Origin of the sequence: Streptomyces sp. NPDC005811 (assembly GCF_040630405.1) — a bacterium.
In the GTDB taxonomy this organism is placed as follows: Bacteria; Actinomycetota; Actinomycetes; order Streptomycetales; family Streptomycetaceae; genus Streptomyces.
This window is the reverse complement of record NZ_JBEXXK010000070.1, coordinates 15,047-36,237: the sequence shown is the minus strand read 5'-3', so window position 1 is coordinate 36,237 and position 21,191 is coordinate 15,047. Positions and strand designations below refer to the sequence as shown.

16 protein-coding genes and 4 tRNA genes are annotated in these 21,191 nt (G+C 70.7%); 11 read left to right on the top strand and 9 right to left on the bottom strand.

The window, feature by feature from the left end; translation table 11 throughout:
• The 3 genes from ABZ490_RS45640 to ABZ490_RS45630 all read right to left on the bottom strand — a co-directional run.
• A partial coding sequence (locus ABZ490_RS45640; RefSeq protein ID WP_359004567.1) for a DEAD/DEAH box helicase occupies nucleotides 1-1,995 on the bottom strand: 1,995 nt, incomplete at its 3' end.
• Between the two features lie 277 nt (nucleotides 1,996-2,272).
• Entirely contained in the window at nucleotides 2,273-2,812 is a 540-nt protein-coding gene (locus tag ABZ490_RS45635) for a hypothetical protein (protein ID WP_359004564.1), read from the bottom strand.
• A 101-nt stretch (nucleotides 2,813-2,913) separates the two neighbouring features.
• A complete protein-coding gene (locus ABZ490_RS45630) occupies nucleotides 2,914-3,264 on the bottom strand; it encodes a metallopeptidase family protein (protein ID WP_055637702.1) in 351 nt (116 codons plus the stop codon).
• A 93-nt stretch (nucleotides 3,265-3,357) separates the two neighbouring features.
• On the opposite strand from ABZ490_RS45630, the gene ABZ490_RS45625 reads away from it, so the two are divergent.
• From ABZ490_RS45625 to ABZ490_RS45590, 8 genes are all read left to right on the top strand, one after another.
• On the top strand, nucleotides 3,358-4,884 hold the full coding sequence (locus tag ABZ490_RS45625) for a metallophosphoesterase (protein ID WP_359004561.1): 1,527 nt from the start codon (nucleotides 3,358-3,360) through the stop codon (nucleotides 4,882-4,884).
• A gap of 80 nt (nucleotides 4,885-4,964) precedes the next feature.
• Nucleotides 4,965-5,037, top strand: a tRNA-Glu gene (locus ABZ490_RS45620).
• A 38-nt stretch (nucleotides 5,038-5,075) separates the two neighbouring features.
• Nucleotides 5,076-5,150 (top strand) — tRNA-Asp (locus ABZ490_RS45615).
• Between the two features lie 24 nt (nucleotides 5,151-5,174).
• Nucleotides 5,175-5,248 (top strand) — tRNA-Phe (locus ABZ490_RS45610).
• Nucleotides 5,249-5,456: 208 nt separating this feature from the next.
• Entirely contained in the window at nucleotides 5,457-5,771 is a 315-nt protein-coding gene (locus ABZ490_RS45605; protein WP_359004613.1) for a hypothetical protein, read from the top strand.
• Between the two features lie 75 nt (nucleotides 5,772-5,846).
• Nucleotides 5,847-9,791 carry an ATP-dependent RNA helicase HrpA gene (gene hrpA / locus ABZ490_RS45600; RefSeq protein WP_359004558.1) on the top strand — a complete coding sequence of 1,315 codons (3,945 nt, stop codon included), beginning with the start codon at nucleotides 5,847-5,849 and terminating at the stop codon, nucleotides 9,789-9,791.
• Nucleotides 9,792-9,885: 94 nt separating this feature from the next.
• Nucleotides 9,886-9,960: transfer RNA gene (locus ABZ490_RS45595), tRNA-Asp, on the top strand.
• Between the two features lie 291 nt (nucleotides 9,961-10,251).
• The gene (locus ABZ490_RS45590; RefSeq protein WP_359004556.1) at nucleotides 10,252-10,479 is read left to right on the top strand and encodes a DUF6274 family protein; all 228 of its coding nucleotides are present in this window, start codon (nucleotides 10,252-10,254) and stop codon (nucleotides 10,477-10,479) included.
• Nucleotides 10,480-10,948: 469 nt separating this feature from the next.
• Here ABZ490_RS45590 and bldC read toward each other — a convergent pair whose 3' ends face one another.
• Nucleotides 10,949-11,155, bottom strand: coding sequence for a developmental transcriptional regulator BldC (gene bldC, locus ABZ490_RS45585; RefSeq protein WP_003949541.1), 207 nt, complete (start codon nucleotides 11,153-11,155; stop codon nucleotides 10,949-10,951).
• 595 nt (nucleotides 11,156-11,750) lie between these two features.
• Entirely contained in the window at nucleotides 11,751-12,593 is an 843-nt protein-coding gene (locus ABZ490_RS45580) for a hypothetical protein (protein ID WP_359004553.1), read from the bottom strand.
• A gap of 243 nt (nucleotides 12,594-12,836) precedes the next feature.
• Between ABZ490_RS45580 and ABZ490_RS45575 the strand changes: the two genes are divergently transcribed.
• A complete protein-coding gene (locus ABZ490_RS45575; RefSeq protein WP_359004550.1) occupies nucleotides 12,837-13,931 on the top strand; it encodes a Glu/Leu/Phe/Val dehydrogenase dimerization domain-containing protein in 1,095 nt (364 codons plus the stop codon).
• A 311-nt stretch (nucleotides 13,932-14,242) separates the two neighbouring features.
• Nucleotides 14,243-14,500, top strand: a complete 258-nt coding sequence (locus tag ABZ490_RS45570) for a DUF3073 domain-containing protein (protein ID WP_340377838.1) — start codon at nucleotides 14,243-14,245, stop codon at nucleotides 14,498-14,500.
• Between the two features lie 105 nt (nucleotides 14,501-14,605).
• Here ABZ490_RS45570 and purM read toward each other — a convergent pair whose 3' ends face one another.
• The 4 genes from purM to ABZ490_RS45550 all read right to left on the bottom strand — a co-directional run bounded on the left by purM (nucleotide 14,606) and on the right by ABZ490_RS45550 (nucleotide 19,563).
• Nucleotides 14,606-15,682, bottom strand: a complete 1,077-nt coding sequence (gene purM / locus ABZ490_RS45565) for a phosphoribosylformylglycinamidine cyclo-ligase (protein ID WP_359004546.1) — start codon at nucleotides 15,680-15,682, stop codon at nucleotides 14,606-14,608.
• Nucleotides 15,683-15,727: 45 nt separating this feature from the next.
• Complete coding sequence (purF, locus tag ABZ490_RS45560) at nucleotides 15,728-17,254, bottom strand: amidophosphoribosyltransferase (protein ID WP_359004542.1); 1,527 nt, start codon at nucleotides 17,252-17,254, stop codon at nucleotides 15,728-15,730.
• A gap of 221 nt (nucleotides 17,255-17,475) precedes the next feature.
• On the bottom strand, nucleotides 17,476-18,273 hold the full coding sequence (locus tag ABZ490_RS45555) for a sterol carrier family protein (RefSeq protein ID WP_359004540.1): 798 nt from the start codon (nucleotides 18,271-18,273) through the stop codon (nucleotides 17,476-17,478).
• A 645-nt stretch (nucleotides 18,274-18,918) separates the two neighbouring features.
• Nucleotides 18,919-19,563, bottom strand: coding sequence for a helix-turn-helix domain-containing protein (locus tag ABZ490_RS45550; protein ID WP_359004537.1), 645 nt, complete (start codon nucleotides 19,561-19,563; stop codon nucleotides 18,919-18,921).
• 112 nt (nucleotides 19,564-19,675) lie between these two features.
• Here ABZ490_RS45550 and ABZ490_RS45545 point away from each other — a divergent pair, with 112 nt between their 5' ends.
• Nucleotides 19,676-21,136 (top strand): MFS transporter, encoded by a 1,461-nt coding sequence (locus tag ABZ490_RS45545; protein ID WP_359004534.1) that lies wholly within the window; start codon nucleotides 19,676-19,678, stop codon nucleotides 21,134-21,136.
• Nucleotides 21,137-21,191: the final 55 nt, after the last annotated feature.

The window sequence follows — 21,191 nt, the reverse complement described above, 5'->3', positions numbered from 1 at the left end:
TCGACGCTCGAAGGAACGGCCACCGCGGTCGTCACGGTTGTCGCGGTTGAAGCCGCCGCCACGGTTGTCACGGTCGCGGTTGTCGCGGTTGAAGCCACCGCCGCGGTTGTCGCGGTCGTCACGGCGGAAGCCACCGCGGTCGTCACGACGCTCGAAGGAACGGCCACCGCGGTCGTCACGGTTGTCGCGGTTGAAGCCGCCGCCACGGTTGTCACGGTCGCGGTTGTCGCGGTTGAAGCCGCCACCGCGGTTGTCGCGGTCGTCACGGCGGAAGCCACCGCGGTCGTCACGACGCTCGAAGGAACGGCCACCCCGGTCGTCACGGCGCTCACGGCGCTCGTACGACGGCGTGGACGGCGTGCGCTCCTCGCGCGCGACCCGGTCGACGTCACGCGCGGCCGGCTGCTCGGGGACGGAGGCCGCCTCGACCGCCGCCTGCACCTCGGCCTCGGCCTGCTCCTGCGCCTCGGCCACCGCGGCCTCGGGGTCCTCGCCGCGCTCGCGGGCGACCCGGGCGACCAGACGGTCCGCCTCCTCGCGCAGCTCGCTCGCGCGGCGCTGCGCCCGCTCCAGCTGCTTGGTGAGGTGGGCGACCTCGCGCTCGGCCTGCTGGGCCGCGTTGCCCGCGGACTCCGCCTGGACCTCGGTCATCGAGCGGGCGCCGGTGATCTCGGCGACCTCCGGGTCGAAGGCGGCACCGCCCTGGATGATGTGGCGTGCGGCGTCGACGCCCGCGTCCTCCATCAGACGGAAGATCTGACGGCGCTGGTGCGGGAGGGAGAGCGAGACGACCGTGCCGGTGCGGCCGGCGCGGGCCGTGCGGCCGGCGCGGTGCAGGTAGTCCTTGTGGTCGCCGGCCGGGTCCACGTTGAGGACCAGGTCGATGCCGTCGACGTGGATGCCACGGGCGGCGACGTCGGTCGCGACCAGGCAGTTGACGTAGCCGTCCTTGAAGTCGGCCAGCGTGCGGGTGCGGGCGCCCTGGGTCATGCCGCCGTGCAGCGCGTCCGCCTTCACGCCCGCCTCGCGCAGCTGCTCGGCGACGCGGTCGGCGCCCAGCTGGGTGCGGACGAAGATGATGGTGCGGCCCTTGCGGGAGGCGATCGCGGCGGTGACCGGCGCCTTGTCCTTGGGCTTCACGATCAGGATGTGGTGGGACATGGTGGTGACGGCGCCCTGGGCGGCGTCGACCTCGTGCGAGACCGGCTTGTTCAGGTAGCGGTCGACGAGGGTCTTGATCTCGTTCTCCATGGTCGCGGAGAAGAGCATGCGCTGGCCGCCGGCCGGCACCTGGTCGAGCAGCTCCGTCACCTCGGGCAGGAAGCCCAGGTCGGACATCTGGTCGGCCTCGTCGAGAACGGTGATCTGCACGTCCTCGAGGGAGCAGGCGCCGCGGTTGATGATGTCGCGCAGCCGGCCCGGGGTGGCGACGAGGATGTCGACGCCGCGCTCCAGGGCGTAGATCTGGTTGCCCATCGACGTACCGCCGCAGACGACCTTCATCTTGAGGCCGAGGACGTCGCCGTACGGCTGGAGCGCGTCGGCGACCTGCATCGCCAGCTCACGGGTGGGGGTGAGGATGACGGCGCGGGGCTTGTGCTTCTGGGTGTGACCGCCGGCCAGCGTGGCCAGGGTCGGCAGACCGAAGGAGAGGGTCTTGCCGGAGCCGGTGCGGCCGCGGCCGAGGATGTCCTTGCCGACCAGGGCGTCCGGGATGGTCGCGGCCTGGATCGGGAAGGGGACCGTCACACCGTTCTGCGCGAGCTTGCGCACGACGCCCTCGGGCAGGCCCAGGTCGGCGAAGGTGATCTCGGGGGTCTCGTCGGCCTCATCGGCCTCGTCGGCGACCTCGACGATGTCGACGATCTCGTCGTCGAGCTCGACGTCACCGATGTTCTCGAGCGCCTCGAGCGCCTCGTTCTCGACGGCCTGGGAGGCCTCGGCGGCCTGGGTGTCCTCGGTCAGGACAGCGTGATCGGCACTGGAAATGGACATGCGTAAGCGAAACCTTCCGGAGTCTCGTCGGCACGCGCCCGTCAACTCCGTGTTCGCATTACGACCGCCTCAATGCAGTCAGCCACGGCAAGGGAGAGTACGCGCCACACGGCGCGCTCTGTGGTGGCGCCGGGCAAATGGGATCAAACGATCTACCACCATACGCACCCTGCCCCACCGAAGGCAAATCAAGCCCCCGGTACACCGGGGAGACCCTCATCACGTCACCCGGCGGCCCCGGGCACCGGCCAGGGCGCCGGCAGGGGCGCCGACGGGGCTAGACCGGGGCCCCCGCCTCCGGTGCCGGCTCCCGCTGGATCAGCTGGGCGGCCGTCCCGCCGCCGGTCTCCTCGTGCGCGGAGGACGAGGGTTCCGCGACCGTCGGGTCCGGCGCCTGGGTCGGCGGCTCGGGGGAGGGCGCGGGCGGCTCCGGGGCGGGCGAGCCGGGCGCCGTCGGCTGCTCGTTCGTCGGCGCCGGCTCGCCCGGCTGCACCGTCCGCCCCGGCCCGGCCGGGCGCGGGGACGCCGACGCGCTTCCCCCGGCGGACGGCGAGGCGCTCGCGGAGGCGGAGGCGCTCGCCCCGTGCCCGCCCCGGCGCTTCCCGTGCCCGTGCTTGCCGTCCCCGCCTCCGGCGCCCAGGTAGCCGCCGCCCACGCCCGCCGGACCGCCGTCGGGCTCCGCACCGCCGTGCCGCCCCGCCGAGTGCGACGGCCTGACCGGGCCCTCCGCGTCGTTCCCCACGCTCATGCAGCCGGCGGCGGCGGTCACGGCCAGGACGGTGGCGGCCAGACGAACGGGTACGTACATGGGGCGCACGGGGCCACCTCCGGTGCAGGCGCAAAATGAGTCACCTCACCAACTCCCGCCGCCCACGGGAGGACACGCGCCCCGTTCACCGAGGGCGCCGCCCGCGTCCGTCAGCCGTAGCCGAGGGCGTGCAGCCGTGCGTCGTCGATGCCGAAGTGGTGGGCGATCTCGTGCACCACCGTCACCTCGGTCTCCGCGACGACCTCCTCCCGGGTCGCGCACATCCGCAGCGTCGGACCCCGGTAGATCGTGATCCGGTCGGGCAGCACCCCCGCGTACCACTCCCCGCGGTCCGTCAGCGGGGTCCCCTCGTACAACCCGAGCAGCTCGGGATCGTCCGCCGGCGGCTCGTCCTCGACGAACACCGCGACGTTGTCCATCAGCCGCGTCAACTCCGGCGGAATCCGGTCCAGCGCCTCGGCGACCAGTTCCTCGAACTCCTCGCGCGTCATCTCCAGCACAGGCCCATTGTCGGGTACACCACCCTCCTGGGAGGAGAACCCGACCGCATGCCCGACCGCATACCGGGGCGCACACCCGGGCATACGGCACCAATGGCCCGCGTCCGTGTCCGCATCCCCCGTACGCACCCCGCGCCCACCGCCCCGGCCCTCGAACTCGCGCCCCGCCCCCGCCCCTGGTCCCGCGTCCTCGGTCTGGTGGCGGTCGTCCTGCTGGGCGCCTGGCTGGGCCTGCTGGTCGTCGGGAACGTCCGCGTACCGGTCGGCCCCATGAACACGACGATGGCCCTGCGCCCCTCCCTCACCGGCGGCACCAAGATCAACGTCTCCCCGCTGGGCGCCCTCACCCTCGACAGCCACACCGCCCCGGTCCGCCTCGACGTCAACGTCGACCAGCTCGACCCCGCCCGCTCCCAGGCGCTCGTCGACCACCCCGAGCGGCTCTCCGGCCTCCAGGACGAGGTCGCCCACGACGTCGAGCACGGCACCCTCGACCTCGCCGTACGCTCCTGCGCCGCCGTCGTCATCGGCGCCACCGCCCTCGGGCTCGTCGTCTACCGCCGCCCGCGCCGCGCCCTCGCCGCCGGCGGCCTCGCCCTGGCCCTCCTCGCGGCCTGCGGCGCCACCGCGTACGCCACGTGGAACCCCAAGTCGGTCCTCGAACCCCGCTTCTCCGGCCTGCTCTCCTCCGCGCCCTCGCTCGTCGGCAACGCCCGCAGCATCGTCACCGAGTTCGACGTCTACCAGCAGGAACTGGCCCGTCTGGTGACCAACGTGACCAAGCTCTACGACGTCACCTCGACGCTCCCGGCCTACCAGCCCGACCCCACCACGGTCCGCGTCCTGCACGTCTCCGACATCCATCTCAACCCCGCGAGCTGGAAGATCATCGCCTCGCTGGTGGAGCAGTACAAGGTGAACGTGATCGTCGACTCCGGCGACACCATGGACCACGGCACCTCCGCCGAGAACGGCTTCCTCGACCCCGTCGCCGACCTGGGCGCGCCCTACGTCTGGGTGCGCGGCAACCACGACTCCCGCGTCACCCAGAGCTACCTGGACCGCATCAAGAACGTGCACGTCCTCGACGACGGCCGCGCCGAGACCATCGCCGGGCTGCGCTTCGCGGGGATGGGCGACCCCCAGTTCACGCCCGACCGCTCCTCGGTGCCGGGCGCCGGGGCGTCCCAGGAGGCGGCGGGCGACCGCCTGGCGGAGGCGCTGCGCGCCGAGACGGCCGCCGGCACCCCGGCCGACGTGGCCGTCGTCCACGAGCCCTCCGCCGCCCGCCGCACCGACGGCACGGTCCCGCTGGTCCTCTCCGGGCACCTCCACCACGAGCAGATGGAGGTCATGAAGAACGGCACGCGGCTGCGCGTGGAGGGCTCGACGGGCGGCAGCGGCCTGCGGGCCGTCGAGGGCGAGTACCCGGACCCCATCGAGGCGTCGATCCTCTACTTCGACCGCGGCACCAAGCGCCTCCAGGCCTGGGACGAGATCCGACTCGGCGGCCTGGGTCTGACGACGGCGGAGGTCAGCCGCCACCTCCCCAAGGAGAACCAGCCCGGCGCTTCCCCCGCCCCGCCTTCCTCCCCGCCCCCTTCCAGCCCCTCCCCGTAAACCGTTTTGGCGATCCCTCCCGCCATCCCATATGCTTCTCACGTCCCCGACGCGCTGAGAAGCGCGCAGGCGGGCCGATAGCCCTCATCGTCTAGCGGCCTAGGACGCCGCCCTTTCAAGGCGGTAGCACGGGTTCGAATCCCGTTGGGGGCACGCAACACCGTGTGCGACACTGTCGTACACAACAGCTTGGTCCTGTGGAGCAGTTTGGAGTGCTCGCCACCCTGTCAAGGTGGAGGCCGCGGGTTCAAATCCCGTCAGGACCGCTGAGGTTTCACGTGAAACCTCGTGGCTGGGTAGCTCAGTTGGTACGAGCGATCGCCTGAAAAGCGATAGGTCGCCGGTTCGACCCCGGCCCCAGCCACAATCGCTGAACAGCGGAAAGACCCCCGTCGAGATCCTCGACGGGGGTCTTTCGTTGTCCCCTTCTTCGCTTTCTTCACTCTTCTCCAGTCTCCTTCCCCGCCGCGTCCCATCCGGTACGTTCGTGGCCGTCGGTGTGGCGTGGAGGGGGCGGGGAGCGCGTGAGTGGGAGTGTCGCACTGGAGAAGGACCGGGCGCGGTACGGGCTGATGGCGGTGATCGTCAGCAATCTCGCGGTCGCCGGGATCGCCGTCTTCGGGGTCTGGCGGCTGGACGGGGACCGCTCGGTGATCATCGGGGTGCTGACCGCCGCCTTCACGGCCGTGAGCAGCACGACCACCGCATACCTGGGCATCAAGGCCGTGTCCAACACGGCGAAGTCCATCGCCCTCGCGGAGCCCCAGCGCCGCGCCGAGGCCGCGGCCCTCGCCGCCGCGGCAGCCGCCACGGCGACCCCGCCGACCCCGCCGGCCTCCCCCGCCGAACCGGCTCCCGTCCCGCCCCCGGCACCGCGCAGCCCCTGACCCGGAGGCGCGCCGCGTCTCCGTGGGCAAAAGGGTTCGCCACGTATTTGGCCGGGATGAGATCCTGGATCGCGTATGTCTACGCACCCTGCCCCCGCCCTCGGCGCCCTCGCCCCCCGCCTGGCCGAGCTGTCCCTGCGCGACGCGCACCGGCTCGGGCGCAGGCTCGAAGGCGCGCGCAAGATCCGCAAGCCGGAGGCCCGTGCCGCCGTCCTCGCCGAGATCGAGGCCGAGGTCGCACAGGTCGAGGAGCGGATGGCCCTCCGGCGCGACCGCGTCCCGGCCGTCACGTACCCCGAGCAGCTCCCGGTCAGCCAGAAGAAGGACGAGATCGCGGCCGCCATCCGCGATCACCAGGTCGTCATCGTCGCCGGTGAGACCGGGTCCGGCAAGACGACCCAGATCCCGAAGATCTGCCTGGAGCTGGGGCGGGGGGTGCGCGGGATGATCGGGCACACCCAGCCCCGTCGTATCGCCGCCCGCACCGTCGCCGAGCGCGTCGCCGAGGAGCTGCGCACGCCGCTCGGTGAGGCCGTCGGCTGGAAGGTCCGCTTCACCGACCAGGTGAACCCGGACGCCACCTTCGTCAAGCTGATGACGGACGGCATCCTGCTCGCCGAGATCCAGACGGACCGCGAGCTGCGCGCCTACGACACCATCATCATCGACGAGGCCCACGAGCGGTCCCTGAACATCGACTTCCTGCTGGGGTACCTGGCGCAGCTGCTGCCGCGGCGCCCCGACCTGAAGGTCGTCATCACCTCGGCGACCATCGATCCCGAGCGCTTCTCCCGCCACTTCGGCGACGCCCCGATCATCGAGGTCAGCGGACGGACGTATCCGGTCGAGGTCCGCTACCGGCCCCTCCTGGAGGAGGAGTCCGAGGACGCCGACCGGGACCAGATCACCGCGATCTGCGACGCCGTGGAGGAACTCCAGGCCGAGGGCCGGGGCGACATCCTCGTCTTCCTCTCCGGTGAGCGCGAGATCAGGGACACGGCGGACGCGCTGGAGAAGAAGCAGTACCGGTTCACGGAAGTGCTGCCGCTGTACGCCCGCCTGTCGCACGCCGAGCAGCACCGCGTCTTCCAGCCGCACACCGGACGCAGGATCGTTCTGGCGACCAACGTCGCCGAGACCTCCCTGACCGTTCCGGGCATCAAGTACGTCATCGACCCCGGCTTCGCCCGGATCAGCCGCTACAGCCACCGCACCAAGGTGCAGCGTCTGCCCATCGAGCCGATCAGCCAGGCCAGCGCCAACCAGCGCAAGGGCCGCTGCGGCCGCACCAGCGACGGCATCTGCGTCCGTCTCTACACCGAGGACGACTTCACCGCCCGCCCGGAGTTCACGGACGCCGAGATCCTCCGGACGAACCTCGCCTCCGTCATCCTCCAGATGACCGCGGCCGGCCTCGGCGACATCGAGAAGTTCCCCTTCATCGACCCGCCGGACCACCGCAACATCCGTGACGGCGTCCAGCTGCTCCAGGAGCTGAACGCGCTCGACCCGGCCCAGAAGGACCCCCGCAACCGGCTGACGCAGACCGGCCGCAAGCTGGCCCAGCTCCCCGTCGACCCGCGCCTGGCCCGGATGGTCCTGGAGGCCGAGAAGAACGGCTGTGTCCGCGAGGTCATGGTGATAGCCGCCGCGCTGTCCATCCAGGACCCGCGCGAGCGCCCGGCCGACAAGCAGACCCAGGCCGACCAGCAGCACGCCCGCTTCAAGGACGAGACCAGCGACTTCCTGGCGTACCTCAATCTGTGGCGGTACGTCCGTGAACAGCAGCGCGAGCGCGGCTCGTCGTCCTTCCGCCGGATGTGCAAGCAGGAGTACCTGAACTTCCTGCGCATCCGTGAGTGGCAGGACATCTATACGCAGCTGCGAACGGTCGCCAAGCAGATGGGCCTCCCGCTCGACGAGCAGGACGCCCCGGGCGACAGCATCCATGTCTCCCTTCTCGCCGGTCTGCTCTCGCACATCGGCATGAAGGACGTGAAGGACGGCGCGAAGAACGAGTACCTGGGCGCGCGCAGCGCCAAGTTCGCGATCTTCCCGGGTTCGGCGCTGTTCAAGAAGACGCCCCGGTTCGTGATGTCGGCCGAGCTGGTCGAGACGTCCCGGCTGTGGGCGCGGGTCAACGCCAAGATCGAACCGGAGTGGGTCGAGCCGCTCGCCGGGCATCTCCTGAAGCGGACGTACAGCGAGCCGCACTGGGAGAAGGACATGGCGGCCGTGATGGCGTTCGAGAAGGTCACGCTGTACGGCGTGCCGATCATCGCCCAGCGGAAGGTCAACTACGGCCGGATCGACGCGGAGACGAGCCGTGAGCTTTTCATCCGCAACGCGCTCGTCGAGGGCGACTGGCGGACGCACCACAAGTTCTTCGCCGACAACCGCAAGCTCCTCGGCGAGGTCGCGGAGCTGGAGAACCGGGCCCGGCGCCGGGACATCGTCGTGGACGACGAGACGCTGTTCGACTTCTACGACCAGCGGGTGCCCGAGCATGTGGTGTCCGGGGCCCACTTCGACTCCTGGTGGAAGCACAAGCGGCACGAGACGCCCGACTTCCTGGACTTCGAACGGGAGATGCTCATCCGGGAGTCGGCGGGGGCGGTCACCAAGGCCGACTATCCCGACTCCTGGCACCAGGGGCAGCTGAAGTTCCGGGTGACGTACCAGTTCGAGCCCGGCGCCGACGCGGACGGGGTGACGGTCCACATCCCGCTCCAGGTCCTCAACCAGGTCACGGACGGCGGTTTCGACTGGCAGATCCCCGGCCTGCGGGCGGAGGTCGTCACCGAACTGATCCGCTCCCTGCCCAAGCCGGTCCGCCGCAACTACGTGCCGGCGCCGAACTTCGCCCAGCGCTTCCTGGACCAGGCGGTCCCCCTCCAGGAGCCGCTCACCACCGCCATGGCCCGCGATCTCAAGCGCATGGTCGGTGTCCCCTTCGACGCGGAGGACTTCGACTGGTCGAAGCTCCCCGACCATCTGAAGATCACCTTCCGGATCGTCGACGAGCGGCGGCGCAAGCTGGCCGAGGACAAGGACCTGGAGACGCTGAAGCTGCGGCTGAGGCCGAAGGCGCGCCAGGCCATCTCCCAGGCGGCCGCCGCCACCGCCGTACGGCAGGGCGGTGAGTCGCTGGAGCGCACGGGGCTGACGGACTGGTCGATCGGCTCCCTGACCCGGGTGTTCGAGACGCGCCGCGCGGGTCAGCCGGTGAAGGCGTACCCGGCCCTCGTCGACGACGGCGACACCGTCTCCGTACGCCTCTTCGACACGGAGGCGGAGCAGGCGGAGGCGATGTGGAAGGGCACCCGGCGGCTCATTCTGCGCAACATCCCGGTCAACCCTGCGAAGTTCGCGTCCGAAAAGCTCACGAACGCTCAGAAGCTCGCGCTGTCGGCCAATCCGCACGGTTCGATCCAGGCACTCTTCGACGACTGCGCGATGGCGGCGGCGGACAAGCTGATCGCCGACTTCGGCGGGCCGGCGTGGGACGAGGAGTCGTACCGGAAGCTGTACGACAAGGTGCGCTCGGAGATCGTCGACACGACCGTGCGGACGGTCGGGCAGGTGCAGCAGGTGCTGGCCGCCTGGCAGGCCTGTGAGCGCCGTCTGAAGGGGGTACGCAGCCCCGCGCTGCTCGCGAACCTGACGGACGTGCGCAAGCAGTTGGACGCCCTGGTGAAGCCCGGCTTCGTGACCTGGGCGGGGCTGCGCCGGCTCCCGGACCTCATGCGCTACCTGGTGGCCGCCGACCGGCGTCTTCAGCAGATGCCGACGGGGGTCCAGCGGGACACCACGCGCATGGAGAAGGTCCACGAGATGCAGGACGAGTTCGCCTGGCTCCTGGAGCAGCTGCCCCAGGGCCGGCCCGTGCCGTCCTCGGCGCTGGAGATCCGCTGGATGATCGAGGAGCTCCGGGTCAGCTATTTCGCCCATGCGCTGGGCACGGCGTACCCGGTCTCGGACAAGCGGATCGTGAAGGCTATCGACGCGGCCGCACCGTGACGGACCCCTTACGGAGGGTGAGTTCGACCAGCGGGCTCACCCTCCTGTACAGTCCTTCTCGCAGCACAGCGCAGCACAAAGTGCCGCAAAGCCTGGTCCTGTGGAGCAGTTTGGAGTGCTCGCCACCCTGTCAAGGTGGAGGCCGCGGGTTCAAATCCCGTCAGGACCGCAACAGAAGAGGCCCGGATCCAAGGATCCGGGCCTCTTCGCATGTCCGGGCCCTGACGGGCGTTCACGCTCCCGGAGGCCGCGCCCGCGGCGAAGCCGCGATCGGGCACAGCGAATCCCGTCAGGACCGCAGTGAGAGAGGCCCGGATCTTCGGATCCGGGCCTCTTCGCGTGTCCGGGTTGCGCCCCTCCCCCTGGCCGCATACCCGGCGACTCCCTTGACGGCGTCACATTCGCTCGGTACCCCAGAACTCAGGGCACGTTCCCCGTGTGACCCTCCTGGAGGTGGCGTATGGCGGCTTCGGCTAGGCACGAGACGCGGGCCTTGCTCCGCGCGCATCTGTCGGCCGCGTCGTCGTACGGGCATCTGACCCGCCACTGTCCGATCTGCCACCGCCTCCTGCGGCTGGCCATGGATGGCGCCCCACGGGGCGCACAGGCCCCCGCAGAGACCCCGGAGGAAGTCCTGGAGGAGGCCTTCGAGGACGCCCTGGAGGACGGAGGCTCCTCGACCGCGTGATCAACGCCGGTACCGCCAGAGGCAGTTACCACCCCTCCACTAGCGCAGGGGAACATCCCGTAACAAGGCCACTGGCATGTGACAGGCATCACGGAATAAGTTTTGGAACCGGGCGTTCTTACCCGTCTCCTACAACTGGTCAATTTAATATGTGCAATTGCACCACTGGGGAGGAAGGCCACGGGACACCCGCGGACCCCCGTGTCAGGCGCTTCCAGGAACCCACGCACACCCTCCCCAGAGTCCGACAGGCTCGCTCACAGACCGACCTGATCCGACCACGCAGACGCCGCTGAGCGGCCTCAAGCGCACAAAAAAGATCGCGCTGGACCCGGCGGAGTCCAGCGCGATCGACGACGTTCCCGGTGGGCGAGGGACCTGTTGGGGCAGGACCCACGTCGCTTGGAGCTAGGTTTCGGGCGTCCGCACAGGTTGGGGGACCTGACGTATTGCCCGGTTATTCAGTTGTTCAGGCCTCGCTGCGCTGCTGCGGAATACCCGCCAGCAGGGCGCGGACCTCGGCCTCGCGGTATCGGCGGTGTCCGCCGAGCGTACGGATCGACGTGAGCTTGCCGGCCTTCGCCCACCGCGTGACCGTCTTCGGGTCCACGCGGAACATGGTGGCGACCTCAGCCGGGGTCAGCAGCGGCTCAGCATCAGGGGTGCGAGCGGTCATGAGCGGCCTCCTCGGGAGAACCGAACCTTCTCGGTTCTTTCCTCTAAATTCTGCACCTTGACCCGCGTTGCCCGAAATGGCGGACGCGAGTCGAGTCGGTTATAGGACGAACGGCTTGTCCTCGGCACTACAACTACACCATCTGTCCAGCCGCGTCGGCCAAACCGATGGAATTGCCCCCCAGGTGTTCATCGGCGACGGAAGCCGATGGACCGTGCCATAGCGGACAGTCACGCCCCTGTGACGATCAGTCACAGGGGCGCTCAGGAGTCACCAGACCCCCCAAAGCGTGCAATGCCGAGATTCCCCCCACCATGGAGCAAAGTAGGCGGACGGAGCCCTCCCCGGACTCCTTGTCCTATTTTGGCACGAGGAGGGGCAAGCTACGCAAGGGCCGTGTACGTGCGGTCCGTCACCCTTGCGACATAAGCCCGGATCGGGGACCTACGCCCCGTCAGTTCCGTGAAGTGCGGTTGACCGTACGCCGTTCGACCCGTTTCGGCCGTGACGTAGGTCACTTTGTGAAAGCGCTGTCGCCCCTGTCACATCGTCAGATCACAGCATGCCTGATCCGACACCTGTACGACGGGGTCCCCTAATTGGCGGAGCGGCGGTCCCGGACCGCCCGCCACCGCTCGACGAGCCGCCCGTACGCCTCCCCGGCCGCCGCCCCGTCGCCCACCCGCAGCGCCTCGATGCCCTCGGCGACGTCCGCCGCCGAGTGGTCGCCCTCCAGATGCCCGGCCGGCAGGGTGTGCACCAGGCCGCCGTAATCCAGTTCCACCAGCGAACGCGGATGGAACTCCTCCAGCCAGCGGCCCACGTCCAGCAGTCCCTGGGCGAGCGGCCCCTCGTCCAGGGACTCCTTGAGCGTGCGCAGCCCCCGGGCCGTCCGCCGCCGCGCCTGGACCATCGGCGTGCGGTACCGCAGTACGGGCGCGGACTCCCCGGTCCCCTTCTCGTACACCCGCTCCTCGTCGGAGAAGAGCACGAACCAGTTCAGCGGCACCTGCCAGGTCGCCGTACGGATCCAGGGCCGCGCGTCGGGATTGTGCTCCCGCCAGCGCTCGTAGTCCTTCGCCGCCTGGGCCCGTACGACCTCCGGAAGCACCGCCTCCAGAACCGTCCGGGGCAGTTCGTCGCCCAGCTCGGTCAGGGCCTGCCAGCCACGCAGCCGGGTGCGCCACGGGCAGATGTGCAGCACGCCGTCCATCTCGGCGACGAACGCCTCCCCGCTCTCGTGCACCGGCACCGCCACCGGCGGGGTGGGCAGCAGGTCGGCCAGCGAGCGGCGCAGCTCGTCCTGGTAGGAGGGACGGTCGGGGCGGCGGGCGTACCGCGTCCAGTGGGTGCGCTCGGGCTCGGGGAAGGCGGCCAGCGGCTCGTACACGCGCAGGTAGGTCGCATAGGGGACGATCACCGAGGACACCTTGGGCACGCCTGCTCCCTCCCCCGCCACCCGGCCGGGAAACCTGATCGTCCCGCGCGCGGGGACACGGGAAACGCCTGCGCATCGTCGCACGGGCGTACTCCGGGCGGAGGTCATCCGACATCCGGAAGGAGGTGATCCGTACCGGCACGCGTCCGGCGGGCCGCACAGGCTCTACGCTCCTCCCACAGGCCCCGCCACCCCTTGGGCGCCTGTGTCCCGACCGCCGCAAGTTACCCAGGAGTCACCACCGTGACCGACGTAGACAACGGCGTCCTGCACACCCTGTTCCACTCGGAGCAGACGGGTCACGAGCAAGTCGTGCTCTGCCAGGACCGCAAGAGCGGCCTCAAGGCCGTCATCGCCCTCCACTCCACCGCGCTGGGCCCCGCGCTCGGCGGAACCCGGTTCTACCCCTACGCGACCGAGGCGGAGGCCGTCGCCGACGCGCTGAACCTCGCGCGCGGGATGTCGTACAAGAACGCCCTGGCCGGTCTGGACCACGGCGGCGGGAAGGCCGTGATCATCGGCAATCCCGACACGATCAAGTCCGAACAGCTCCTGCTCGCCTACGGCCGTTTCGTGGCCTCCCTCGGCGGCCGGTACGTGACGGCCTGCGATGTCGGCACCTATGTCGCCGACATGGACGTCGTGGCCCGCGAGTGCCGCTGGACGACCGGCCGCTCACCGGAGAACGGGGGCGCGGGCGACTCCTCCGTGCTGACCGCCTTCGGCGTCTACCAGGGCATGCGGGCCTCGGCCCAGCACACCTGGGGCGATCCCTCGCTGCGCGGCCGCCGGGTCGGCGTCGCCGGCGTCGGCAAGGTCGGCCACCACCTGGTCGAGCATCTGCGCGCCGAGGGCGCCGAGGTCGTCGTCACCGATGTGCGCGAGGACGCCGTGCGCCGCATCCTCGACCGGCATCCGCAGGGTGTGACGGCCGCCGCCGACACCGAGGCGCTGATCAGGACCGAGGGGCTCGACATCTACGCCCCCTGCGCGCTCGGCGGCGCGCTGAACGACGCCTCGGTCCCCGCGCTCACCGCACGGATCGTCTGCGGCGCGGCCAACAACCAGCTGGCCCACCCGGGCGTCGAGAAGGACCTCGCCGACCGCGGGATCCTCTACGCGCCGGACTACGTGGTGAACGCCGGCGGGGTCATCCAGGTCGCCGACGAACTGCACGGGTTCGACTTCGAGCGCTGCAGGGCCAAGGCGTCGAAGATCTTCGACACCACGCTCGCGATCTTCGCACGTGCGAAGGAGGACGGGATTCCGCCGGCCGCGGCGGCGGACCGGATCGCCGAGCAGCGGATGCACGAGGCGGCGCAGACGCGCGGATGGTGAGGTTCCGGCAGCGGGTCCGCCGGAGGCGCTCCGAGGGTTTGGTCGGTACCGCCGGGTGGAAAGTTAGAGAGAACTCTCACTCTTCCCGGCGGGTCGGCCGCCGATAAGTGGTTAAAATCGCCACTGACCAGCGAGGACGGGGCGTCTCACAGGTCCTGCGCACACGCGCGTGCTACGGGCGACGTACCGTACGGGCGTGGGCTCAGGTACCGTGGGAGCCCTACGACGGGCTCTCCGAGGAGAGACCGTTCTGGATCATGAACGCGTGTCAACCTGGGGCCAGCGAGCCCCGTCGTTGAGGGGGTCGAGCCATGGGGCGCGGCCGGGCCAAGGCCAAGCAAGCGAAGGTCGCCCGCCAGCTGAAGTACAACAGCGGCGGGACGGATCTCTCACGCCTGGCCGAAGAGCTGGGCGCATCGCCATCGAACATGCCGCCGAATGGCGAACCGTTCGAGGACGATGACGATGAGGAAGACGACGACCCGTACGCACGGTACGCCGAGCTGTACGGGGACGACGAGGACGACGAGGACGACGATTCGTCCCACCAACATCGTCGCGGCGCTTGACCTCGCTGTGAGCATCCACCCGGTCGGTGACTTCGGTCACCGACCGGGTCTTGTGCTGTGCCCGGGACCCCGCACCTGTCGTGCACGGGGCCCCCGCAGCCGCTCTCAGGCGTAGTCGCCCACCAGTTCCGCACCGGTGGTGTGCTCGCCACGCTCGGTGATCTCGCCGGCGACCCATGCCTCGACCCCGCGGTCGGCGAGGGTGGCCAGTGCGACGTCCGCCGACTCCTGGGGCACGATCGCCATCATGCCGACGCCCATGTTCAGCGTCTTCTCCAGCTCCAGGCGTTCGACCGAGCCGGTCCTGCCGACCAGGTCGAAGACCGGGGCCGGGGTCCAGGTGGAGCGGTCGACCGTCGCGTGCAGTCCGTCGGGGATGACGCGGGCCAGGTTGGCCGCGAGTCCGCCGCCGGTGATGTGCGAGAAGGCGTGCACGTCCGTCGTCCGGGTCAGGGCCAGACAGTCCAGCGAGTAGATCCTGGTGGGCTCCAGGAGCTCCTCGCCGAGGGTGCGGCCCAGGTCGTCGATCCGTGCGTCGAGGGAGAGGCCCGCCTGGTTCAGCAGGACGTGCCGCACCAGCGAGTACCCGTTCGAGTGAAGGCCGGAGGACGCCATGGCGATCACGGTGTCACCCGTGCGGATACGATCCGCACCGAGCAGCCGGTCGGCCTCCACGACGCCCGTACCGGCGCCGGCGACGTCGAAGTCGTCCGCACCGAGCAGGCCCGGGTGTTCGGCCGTCTCACCGCCGACCAGGGCGCAGCCGGCCAGCACACAGCCCTCGGCGATGCCCTTGACGATGGCGGCGACGCGCTCGGGGTGGACCTTGCCGACACAGATGTAGTCGGTCATGAACAGCGGCTCGGCGCCGCACACCACGATGTCGTCCATGACCATGGCGACCAGGTCGTGGCCGATCGTGTCGTAGACGCCGAGCTGGCGCGCGATGTCGACCTTCGTGCCGACGCCGTCCGTGGCGGAGGCGAGCAGCGGACGCTCGTAGCGCTTGAGGGCGGAGGCGTCGAAGAGGCCGGCGAAACCGCCGAGGCCGCCGAGGACCTCGGGGCGCTGCGTCTTCTTCACCCACTCCTTCATCAGCTCGACGGCGCGGTCGCCCGCTTCGATGTCGACGCCCGCGGCTGCGTAGCTGGCGCCGCCCTCGGCAAGGGGGGTCTCAGACATGGCTGGTGAGAACTTTCGTGTCGTACGGCAGCGGTTGCGGGCCGTCTACGGGCGGCGGATCGCGTCGGCGGCGGCCGTGGCGGCCGGGCCGGCGGCCAGCTCCGTCTCCAGCAACTGCTTGCCGAGCAGCTCGGGGTCCGGGAGCTCCATCGGGTACTCGCCGTCGAAGCAGGCACGGCAGAGGTTCGGCTTGGCGATGGTGGTCGCCTCGATCATGCCGTCGATGGAGATGTACGCCAGGGAGTCGGCGCCGAGCGAGGTGCCGATCTCGTCGATGGTCATGCCGTTGGCGATCAGCTCCGCGCGCGTAGCGAAGTCGATGCCGAAGAAGCAGGGCCACTTCACGGGCGGGGAGGAGATCCGGATGTGGACCTCGGCGGCGCCGGCCTCGCGCAGCATCCGCACCAGCGCACGCTGGGTGTTGCCGCGCACGATCGAGTCGTCCACGACGACCAGGCGCTTGCCCTTGATGACGTCCTTGAGGGGGTTCAGCTTCAGGCGGATGCCGAGCTGACGGATCGTCTGCGAGGGCTGGATGAAGGTCCGGCCGACGTAGGCGTTCTTGACGAGGCCGCTGCCGAAGGGGATGCCCGAGGCCTCCGCGTAGCCGATGGCGGCGGGGGTGCCGGACTCCGGGGTCGCTATGACGAGATCGGCCTCGGCGGGGGCTTCCTCGGCGAGCTTGCGGCCCATCTCGACGCGGGACGCGTACACGTTCCGGCCGGCGATGTCGGTGTCGGGGCGGGCCAGGTACACGTACTCGAAGACACAGCCCTTGGGCTTCGCGTCCGCGAATCGAGAGGTGCGCAGGCCGTTCTCGTCGATGGCGACGAACTCGCCCGGCTCGATCTCCCGGACGAAGCTGGCGCCGCAGATGTCGAGGGCGGCGGACTCGGACGCGACGACCCAGCCGCGCTCGAGGCGGCCGAGGACCAGCGGGCGGATGCCCTGCGGGTCACGGCCGGCGTAGAGGGTGTGCTCGTCCATGAAGACGAGGCTGAAGGCGCCCTTGACCTGCGGGAGGATCTGGTGGGCCGCCTCCTCGATGGTCAGCGGCTTGCCGTCCGCGTCGACCTGGGCCGCGAGGAGCGCGGTGAGCAGGTCGGTGTCGTTGGTCGCCGCGACGCGCGGGGTGCGGCCTTCCTGCTTGGGCAGGTCGGCGACCATCTCGGCGAGCTGGGCGGTGTTGACGAGGTTGCCGTTGTGGCCGAGCGCGATCGAGCCGTGCGCGGTGGCGCGGAACGTCGGCTGGGCGTTCTCCCACACGGAGGCGCCGGTGGTCGAGTAGCGGGCGTGTCCGACCGCGATGTGACCCTGGAGCGAACCGAGCGAGGTCTCGTCGAAGACCTGGGAAACGAGGCCCATGTCCTTGAAGACGAGGATCTGGGAGCCGTTGCTGACCGCGATACCCGCGGATTCCTGGCCCCGATGCTGGAGGGCGTAGAGCCCGAAGTACGTGAGCTTTGCGACCTCTTCGCCCGGAGCCCAGACACCGAAGACGCCACAAGCGTCCTGGGGGCCCTTCTCGCCGGGAAGCAGATCGTGATTGAGTCGACCGTCACCACGTGGCACGCCACCGAGTGTAGGCGAGATCGACCACTGGTCCGAATTGGGGATACCTGCCGGTAACTGGATCTTCGTTGGTCCGATCCATCCATGATCGACTTGTTTACGCAGGTCAGGAGCGCTATATGGCGATCGCGTGACGGCCGGTGACGCGACTCGGACGGGTCCGCGCGGTCGCGTTCCGTATGCACGAGTGAGGTGTCGCACACCATTCTGCGTGGGTGGGGTCAGGACATCAGCGGCAGGAGCGCTCCCAGATCGGCCCGCTCGCCGCTCGCGGTCACCTTCGCCGCGTCCATGGCCTCCGCCCAGGTCTGCCGTCCGGTCGCCAGTCTGATCCAGGTCAGCGGGTCGGTCTCGACGACGTTCGGCGGGGTGCCACGGGTGTGCCGCGGGCCCTCGACGCACTGCACGACGGCGTACGGCGGGACGCGCACCTCCGTCGCGCCGCCGGGCGCCTTGACGGCGAGCGCGTCCGTGAGGAGCCGGGTGGCGGCGGCGAGTGCCTGGCGGTCCAGGGGAACGGCGAGGCCCGGCACGGCGGCGTTGAGGTCGTCCGTGTGGACGACCAGTTCGACGGCGCGGGTGACGAGGTAGTCGGCGAGCGGCAGCGCGCCCGCGTTGGTCCGGAGCAGCCGGGTCCCGGGGTGGGTGTCGAGCTGCTCGACGAGGTCGCGCCCGACCGTGGCGAGGTAGCCGTCGAGGTCGGGGTGTTCTTCGGTCAGCCGCCGGGTGAAGTCGTCGATGTCCGCGGAGCTGGCGGAGGTCGCGAACGGCCAGTCGAGCAGCACGGCGTCCTGCTTCGCCGGCTCCGGCGGGGCGAGGGCGCGCCCGATGGCGGTGAGCGCCATCCCGATGTGCGCCACCAGCTCCCGTACCCGCCACTCCCCGAGCCGCGTCGGCAGGGCGAGCTGCTCGGGCGCGAGCCCGGCGACGCCCTCCCGCACCGCCCCGAACTGCGCGAGCACCGCCGCCCGGGTCTTGACGGGGTCATAGGTCCGCGCACGCTTCTTGACCGGAGGCATGACGGCGAGCCTAACCGTCGGTTGGGGGGCGGGCCGCGGGGCGGGCGTCGGGGGCGGGGCGGCGGGTGCAGGCGGCGGGGGCGGGTCGTCGGGTGGAGGCCTCGGGGGCGGGGCCGCGGATGCAGGCCACGGGGCGGGCGGCGGAGCGCCGGGCTGCGAGGGCGGACCGTCCGATGCAGGCCGCGGAGGCGGGCGGCGGAGTGCGGGTGGCGGGGGGGGCGGGCCGTCGGGTGCAAGCCGCGGGGGCGGGCGGTGGAGTGCGGGTGGCGGGCGCGGGCCGTCGGGTGCAGGCCGCGTCGGGTGGACGCCTCGGGGCCGGGCGGCGGGGGCGGGCAGCGCAGTGCCGGGCCGCGGGGGTGGGGCGTCGGGTACAGGCCGCGGGGCGGGCCGTCGGGTGCAAGCCGCGGGGGCAGGCGGCGGCGCTGCTCGGCCGCGGAGGCCGGTCGCGGGGGCGGGTCGTCGGGTACAGGCCGCGGAAGCGGGCCGTCGGATGCAGGCCGTCGGGTACAGGCCGCGGAAGCGGGCGGCGGAGTACGGGCCTCGGCTGCGGGCCGCTCGGTGGGGTCAGTGCTTGCGGGCCGCTCGGTGGGGTCAAGGCTTGCGGGCTGCTCGGTGGGGTCAAGGCTTGCGGGCTGCTCGGTGGGGTCAAGGCTTGCGGGCGAAGTCTCGTAGGCCGCCCTCCACCAGGGCGAAGGCGCTGCGGGCGCGGTCCGCGGCGTCGGCGGCGACCGCCTCGACGGTTTCGCCCGTGTCTATGCGGCGGTGGTGCTCCTCGAGGAGGGCGTTGCGGGCGGCCGTGATCGTGGCCGCGGCGATCACCGCGAGGGTGGCGTCGCCGGTCTCCTCGGTGAGCAGGTCGGCCAGCTCGCGGGCGCCCTTCTCCGACAGGACGTACGCGCGCTCCCGCAGCACCGGCGTGGCCATGATGACCGAACGGATCCGGCGGGCGAAGGGCTCGGCATGCAGGCCGACCGCCGGATCACGGGCCTCCACCATCTCCAGGAACTGCCGGCGTACGGCCTCCACCGCGGACTCGCCGGACCGACGCTCGCGCACGGCCCGGGCGGCGTCGGAGAAGTGCTCCTCCATGGGCCGGAAGACCAGGTCCTCCTTGGTCCCGAAGTAGTTGAAGACGGTCATCTTGGAGACGTCGGACGCGTCCGCGATCTCCTGGACGGACACGTCGTCGAAGCTCTTCTCCAGGAACAGCTCCACCGCCGTCCGGTAGATCCGCATCGCGGTCTGCAGCTTCTTGCGCTCACGCAGCCCCATCGTCGCCTCAGCACCCATGCCCCCACTGTACCAAGCCAAAATTTAGGTCAAGCAGAAATTTCAGCCGGGAACAAAAATCATCCCGGAAAAAACATTGACCGGGTACACATCTCGGGTCCATCGTGGTGGCATGACCGAGACCCAGCGCAGAATCGGCTTCCTCATCTGCCTCGTGACGATCGTCCTGGCCGTCCTGGACATGCAGATCGTGTCCGCGGCCACCGTCCCGATCGTCCGCGACCTGGACCCCGACCACGGCATCGACAAGATCCCCTGGCTGGTCAGCGCCTTCGCCCTGGCCTCCGCCGCCGTGCTCCCGCTGTACGGCAAGCTCTGCGACGCCCTCGGCGCGAAACGCGTGTTCCTCGGCGCCGTCGGCACCTTCCTGCTCGGCTCCACGCTCTGCGGCGCCGCCCGATCGATCGAACAGCTGATCGCCGCGCGAGCCGTGCAGGGCATCGGCGCCGGCGGTCTGATGAGCGTCACCATGGTGGTGATCGCCCAGCTCAGAGGGCCGGGCGAGAAGGACGCCAAGGGCGCCGGCATGGGCGGGATCGTGGCCGGCGGCGGCATGGCGGTCGGCCCCTGGATCGGCGGCCTCCTCGCCGACCACGCGAGCTGGCGCTGGATCTTCTACGTCAACCTGCCGCTCGGCCTCGCCGTCCTGGCCCTGGGCGCCCTCGTCCTGAAACTGCCCCGGCACACCGAGCGGCACCGCATCGACTACCCCGGCGCGGCCCTCGCCGCGGCCTTCTCCGCCGCACTGCTGCTGGTCACCGAGTGGGGCGGCAAGCAGTACGCCTGGTCCTCACCGCAGATCGTCGCGCTGAGCCTGGCCGCGCTGGCCGCCCTCGGACTGTTCCTGCGGCGCCAGGTCACCGCCGCCGAGCCGATCCTGCCGCTGTCCCTGTTCCGGGTGCCGGAGCTGCGCCTGGGCTTCGCGATCCAGGGGCTGCTGGGCGCGGCGATGGTGGGCGCGATGTACTACGTGATGGTGTATCTCCAGGTGGCACGGGGAGTCGCCAGCTCCTCGGCGGGGCTGTACCTCATCCCCATGGCGATCGGCATGACGGCCGTCGGAATCGTCTCGGCCAAGCTCGCCGAGCGGGGGTGGCCCGAGCGCACCTTCGCCGTCGCGGGCTCGGCGATCGCCACTTCGGCCTTCCTGCTGCTGTCCACGCTCGGCGCCCACACGGACCTGTGGTGGCTGCGCGCAGAACTCCTTCTGGTCGGCATGGGCTTCGGGCTGCTCGTGGGCCAGCTCATCCAACTCGTCCAGGAAGCTGCCCCGCGCCATCAGCTCGGCGTCGCGACCACCGCCGTCCGCTTCTTCCAGACCCTGGGGACGGCCCTCGGCGCGGCCCTCTTCGGCACGCTCATATCCAGGCTGTACGACGGTCCCGGCCCCCTCGCCTCCCTGCCGGGCTCGGCTCGCTCGGCGGGCATCGCGTCGTACGTCTCCGCGATGGACTCGGTGTTCCTGTGCGGGGCGGGCGTCATGGCCCTGTGCCTGGTCCTCGCCCTACGACTGCCCGCACCCCGCCCGGCCGGGGGCTCCCCCGAGCCGACCCGGGAGCCCGTGGCGGTGTAGCGCGGGGCGGTGGGGCCACACGGACACAGGGGGCACGGGGGCACGGGAAAGGCCC